Origin of the sequence: Mesorhizobium sp. M4A.F.Ca.ET.050.02.1.1, from assembly GCF_003997725.1 — a bacterium.
Classification (GTDB): domain Bacteria; phylum Pseudomonadota; class Alphaproteobacteria; order Rhizobiales; family Rhizobiaceae; genus Mesorhizobium.
Genome location: NZ_RZSG01000391.1, coordinates 1 through 5,500, shown reverse-complemented (window position 1 = coordinate 5,500; position 5,500 = coordinate 1). Strand labels below are relative to the sequence as shown.

The 5,500-nt window shown below is 62.7% G+C and carries 5 protein-coding genes; 4 read left to right on the top strand and 1 reads right to left on the bottom strand.

Annotation, left to right across the window (positions count from 1 at the left end; genetic code table 11):
- On the bottom strand, positions 1-313 hold a 313-nt coding region (locus EOA33_RS22435), incomplete at its 3' end, for a TadE/TadG family type IV pilus assembly protein (RefSeq protein ID WP_245482408.1).
- 381 nt (positions 314-694) lie between these two features.
- Here EOA33_RS22435 and EOA33_RS22430 point away from each other — a divergent pair.
- The 4 genes from EOA33_RS22430 to EOA33_RS22415 form a co-directional block, all read left to right on the top strand.
- Positions 695-2,287 carry a peptide ABC transporter substrate-binding protein gene (locus EOA33_RS22430; RefSeq protein WP_126055814.1) on the top strand — a complete coding sequence of 531 codons (1,593 nt, stop codon included), beginning with the start codon at positions 695-697 and terminating at the stop codon, positions 2,285-2,287.
- Between the two features lie 174 nt (positions 2,288-2,461).
- Entirely contained in the window at positions 2,462-3,385 is a 924-nt protein-coding gene (locus EOA33_RS22425; protein ID WP_126055813.1) for an ABC transporter permease subunit, read from the top strand.
- Positions 3,378-4,499, top strand: a complete 1,122-nt coding sequence (locus EOA33_RS22420; RefSeq protein WP_126055812.1) for an ABC transporter permease subunit — start codon at positions 3,378-3,380, stop codon at positions 4,497-4,499. Before EOA33_RS22425 ends, EOA33_RS22420 begins: the two co-directional genes overlap by 8 nt.
- Position 4,500: 1 nt before the next feature.
- The coding region (locus EOA33_RS22415) for an ATP-binding cassette domain-containing protein (RefSeq protein WP_145989237.1) at positions 4,501-5,500 on the top strand (1,000 nt) is incomplete at its 3' end.

Here is a 5,500-nt window from a genome sequence, read left to right as displayed (position 1 = left end):
TCGGCAGGCTGTCCAGCAGGTTCCAGATTGGCAGGTCGCGCGCGTCGTAGCTCACCGAAACCACGAACTGGCTGCCGTCGATGACGCTGTCCTTGGCGTCGACCGTCAGCTTGTGCGCGTCGACGAAGGGATAGCCGGCGACGTCGTGATTGATGAAATCGGTGACCAGGGCCTGCCGCTCGGTCTGGTTCAGCCCGGCTATCGCCGTTCGCGCCGCGTCGGCGGCGATCTGCTGGACCGAATGGCTGGCTCCGAAATAGATGCCATATGCAACCATTCCGAGCAGAAGCAGGATGAAAAGCGGCGCCAGCATGGCGAATTCGACCGCCGTTGTCCCGACGGCATCAGCCCGGAAACGAGACCACGAAACATGGCTTTTTGGGTCCTGCAGCATAGTGCGGAGCATGCCAAATCCGCACTGCAAAAACAGAAAACGGATGGAGCAACCGCTAGGTGCAGCAAGTTGAACGTCATGTTTTTGCTTAAGTTGCCGCTGTTTTAGCGATTGCGCGCTAACTTAGCGTCAAGCGTGCACACAGCACGACTCGGTTGAAATCGGATATCTGTCTGTCTAGTGTCCTGCCACCAGCCGCCGGAAGCGATCGGTGGCACGCCCAAAAGCGACCAAAATTGGTTCAGGGGCGTCAACACGTAAAAGGTGTGGCTGAGGGGCCGCGCCGACAGGGAGAACTTCATGCTGAAAAATGTGCTGAAGGCGACGGTGTTCGCCACGACCATGGCCTTGGCCGCGGGCACCTTCTACACGCCGGCTTTCGCCGAGACCGTTTACAACCGCGGATCCGCCGCCGAGGCGGAGACCGTCGATCCGCACAAGACGTCGACGGTCTACGAAGCCGATATCATACGCGACCTGTTCCAGGGCCTGGTCATGCATGACCAGAAGACGAACCTCATCCCGGGCGCCGCGGAAAGCTGGACCGTGTCCGACGACGGCACTGTCTACACCTTCAAGCTGCGCAAGGACGGCCTCTGGTCGGATGGCAGCCCGGTGACGGCGGACGATTTCGTCTATTCGTTCCATCGGCTGGAAGATCCGGCCACCGCTGCCGAATACGCCTCGATGCTCTATCCGGTGAAGGGCGCTGAGGACTTCAACACCAAGAAAGGCAAGGCAGAGGACATGGGCGTGAAGGCGGTGGACGCCAACACGCTGGAAGTGACGCTGAAGGCGCCGACGCCCTATTTCCTGGAGATGCTGACCCACCAGGCGACCTATCCGGTCAACAAGGCCTCCATAGACAAGCTCGGCGCCGACTGGATCAAGCCGGGCAAGCTGGTTTCCAACGGCGCCTATACGCTGGCCGAATGGGTGCCCAACGACCATCTCAAGCTGGTCAAGAATCCGAAATTCTGGGACGCCGGGACCGTCAAAATGGACGTCGTCAACTACATCCCGACTGAGGATCGCTCGTCTGCGATGAAGCGCTTCGAGGCCGGCGAACTCGACAGTTATGGTGACCTGCCGACCGAACAGCTTGCCGATCTCAAGACCAAATTCGGCGACCAGGTCCGCGTCGGTCCGTATCTCGGCACCTATTATTACGCGATCAAGACCGACAAGGCGCCGTGGGACAATGTCGAGCTGCGCAACGCCATCTCGATGGCAATCGATCGCGACTTCCTCGCCGAGAAAGTCTGGCAGAACTCGATGCTGCCCGGCTATTCGATGGTGCCTCCGGGCATCGAGGGATACACGCCGGCAGTGGCCAAATACGCCGACATGCCGCAGATCGACCGCGAGGACGCTGCCAAGAAGATCCTCGAGAAACTCGGCTACACGCCCGAGCATCCGTTGAAGATGGAGATCCGCTACAACACCTCGGAGAACCACAAGAACACGGCGGTCGCCATCCAGGAGCAGCTGAAGCCGCTCGGCGTCGAGGTGACGCTGCTCAACACCGACACCAAGACCCATTACGGCTTCCTCGAGCAGAAGGGTAACTACGACGTCGCCCGCGCCGCCTGGATCGCCGACTATAAGGATCCGGAGACCTTCCTCGGCATCTCGCGCAAGGCGAGCGGCAACAACTACTCCAACTACAACAGCCCGGCCTATGAGGCTGCGATGGACAAGGCAGCCGCCGCCGGCGGCAAGCCCGAGGAACGCATGAAGGAGCTGGCCGAGGCGGAGCGCGTCCTCGTCGACGACGTTGGCCAGATCCCGCTTCTCTACTACAGCTTCCACGACATCGTTTCCTCGAAGCTGCATGGCTTCGACGACAATGTGATGGATATCCATCCGTCCCGCTTCATCTCCAAGGACTGACAAGAAACCTTGGCCGTGCCGCCGCTCCCATTTGGGCAGCGGCGGCCGCGGTCTGTCGTCGTACCGGGCCGAAAGTCGGGTTGGATTTTCGGGAATGCCGGTGCGAAGATCAGATACGCCAGCGTTATGGGTCTTCGTTTGGAGAGCTGTCACCCTGGCTGAAGCGGGGCGCCGATGCTGCGTTATGTCTTCCGGCGGTTGTTGACCGCCATCCCGACGCTATTCGTCATCGTGACGGTGGCGTTCTTCCTTATCCGTGTCGCGCCGGGCGGCCCGTTCAACCAGGAGCGGGGCCTGAGTCCGGAAATAAGGGCCAATCTGGAAGCGCAGTTCGGCCTGGGCGATCCGCTCTGGCTGCAATATGTCCACTATCTCGGTAATCTTTTGCGCGGCAATTTCGGCCCGAGCTACAATATGCCGGATTTCACCGTCACCGAACTGTTCGCCAAGGGGCTGCCTATCTCGGTCCAGCTCGGTTCCTCGGCGCTGCTGCTGGCCTTGCTGCTCGGCAGCGTGCTCGGCACCGTCGCCGCGCTCAACCAGAACAAGCTTGGCGACTATGCCGTGATCGCGCTGGCGACGGCCGGCAGCACGATTCCAACTTTCGTCATCGCGCCGGTGATCCAGCTCCTGTTCGGCCTGACCTGGAAGCTCTTGCCGATCGGCGGCTGGGGCGACGGCGCCCTGATCAACAAGGTCGGCCCGGTGCTGACACTGGCGCTGCCGCAGATCGCGATCGTCGCCCGGCTGATGCGCGGCTCGATGATCGAGAGCTTGCGGTCCCATCACATCCGCACCGCCCGCGCGCTCGGCCTGTCCGACTGGTCGGTGGTGGTCAAGCATGCGCTGCGCGGCGCGATCCTGCCGATCGTCTCCTTCACCGGCCCGGCGGCGGCGGCGCTGCTCACCGGCTCCGTCATCGTCGAGACCATCTTTTCCATTCCAGGCGTCGGCCGCTACTTCGTCGATGCCGCTCTGAACCGCGACTACACGCTGGTCATGGGAACGGTGGTGGTGATCGCCATCTTCACCATCGTCTTCAACCTGATCGTCGATGTCATGTACGCGGTCGTCGACCCAAGGGTGCGCTATGACTGATATCGCAGCCCCGGCCCCGGCCGTCGTTGGCCGCTCGCTCTGGGGCGATGCCTGGGCGCGCCTCAAGGCCAACCGCGCCGCCATGTTCAGCCTCTATTATCTTGCCTTCATTGCGCTGATCAGCGTGTTTGGCCCATCCCTGGTGCCGCACGAATACACCACGATCTACGGCGACTATGTGCGCACGCCGCCGAGCCTTTCGGCCTACCCGAAGCCTGACATGATCCAGACCGCGCTTACCGACGCCATCAAGCGGATGCGCGTCGACATCAAGGAATGGCACCAGGACGGCAGCCGCGTCATCGTCACCGTCACCTCGACCAAGCCGATCGACGACCGCAACATCCGCTATCTCGACCGCTCAGACGCTTTCGACGGCACCAAGATCGAGAGCAAGTCGCCGGATGGTCTCGAAGCGACGATGAGCGCGTCGATCAAGCAGCAGTATTTCCTGTTTGGCACCGACAACACCGGCCGCGATCTGCTGTCGCGCACGCTGATGGCCGGGCGCATATCGCTGGCCATCGGCCTGCTTGCCGGCGTCGTGGCGGTGGTGATCGGCGTGCTCTACGGCGCCGCGGCCGGCTTTGCCGGCGGCAGGGTCGACGAGGTGATGATGCGCATCGTCGACGTGCTCTATTCGCTGCCCTTCATCTTCTTCGTCATCATGCTGGTGGTGTTCTTCGGCCGCAACTTCGTGCTGATGTTCCTGGCCGTGGGCGCCGTGCTGTGGCTCGACATGGCACGCATCGTGCGCGGCCAGGCGCTGTCGATCCGGCGGCAGGAATATGTTCAGGCGGCCGAAGCCATGGGTGTCGGCCAGCGCGGCATCCTGATGCGCCACGTCATCCCCAACCTGCTCGGCCCCGTGGTGATCTACATGACGCTGCTGGTGCCGCAGGTCATCATCCTGGAAAGCTTCCTGTCCTTCCTCGGTCTGGGCGTGCAGGAGCCGATGACCAGCTGGGGTGTGCTGATCTCGGTAGGCGCCAAGAACATCGGCAGCGCCAATTGGCTGCTTCTGTTCCCGGCCTTCTTCCTCGTCTCGACATTGTTCGCGCTGAATTTCGTTGGCGACGGCCTGCGCGACGCGCTCGACCCCAAGGACCGCTGAGATGGCCGCTGCCGAAACGATCCTCGACGTCAAGGACCTTCGCGTCCGCTTCCGCACCCTCGACGGTGCCGTTGAGGCGGTGAAGGGCATCAACATCAACGTCAAGGCCGGCGAGACCGTCGCGGTGGTCGGCGAATCCGGTTCAGGCAAGAGCCAGACGATGATGGCGGCGATGAGCCTGCTCGCCTCCAACGGCGAGGCGACCGGCGCCGTCGACTATCGCGGCCGCAACCTTTTGACGATGAGCAAGAGCGAACTCAACAAGGTGCGCGGCCGCAAGATCAGCATGATCTTCCAGGAGCCGATGACTTCGCTCGATCCGCTCTATTCGATCGGCAACCAGCTGATCGAGCCAATCCGCAGGCATCGCGGGCTGGGTGTCGCGGAGGCCCGCGAGGAGGCGCTGAAGCTGCTCAGGCTGGTGCACATTCCCGATCCCGAGCGGCGGATGAAATCCTATCCGCACGAAATGTCGGGCGGTCAGCGCCAGCGTGTCATGATCGCCATGGCTTTAGCCAACGACCCCGACATCCTAATCGCCGACGAGCCGACGACGGCGCTCGACGTCACCATCCAGGCGCAGATCCTGATGCTGCTCGCCGAGCTGCAGCGCAAGCTCGGCATGGCCATCGTCTTCATCACCCACGACCTCGGCATCGTCAGGCGCTTCGCCGACCGCGTCTACGTCATGCGCCAGGGCGAGGTGGTGGAGGAGGGCGAGGCCGAAGCGCTCTTCGCCAACCCGCAGCACGCCTACACCAAGATGCTGCTGGCCGCCGAGCCGACCGGCACCAAGGCGCCACCACCGGCCGGTGCCCCGGTGCTGCTCGAGGGCAGGAATGTCGAAGTGGTGTTCAGGATCGGCGGCGGCTTCCTCGCCGGCGAGCCGCTGATGCTGCGCGCCGTCGACAACATCTCGATCCGCCTGAAGCGCAACCAGACGATCGGCATCGTCGGTGAATCCGGTTCCGGCAAGTCGACGCTCGGCCGCGCGCTGCTCA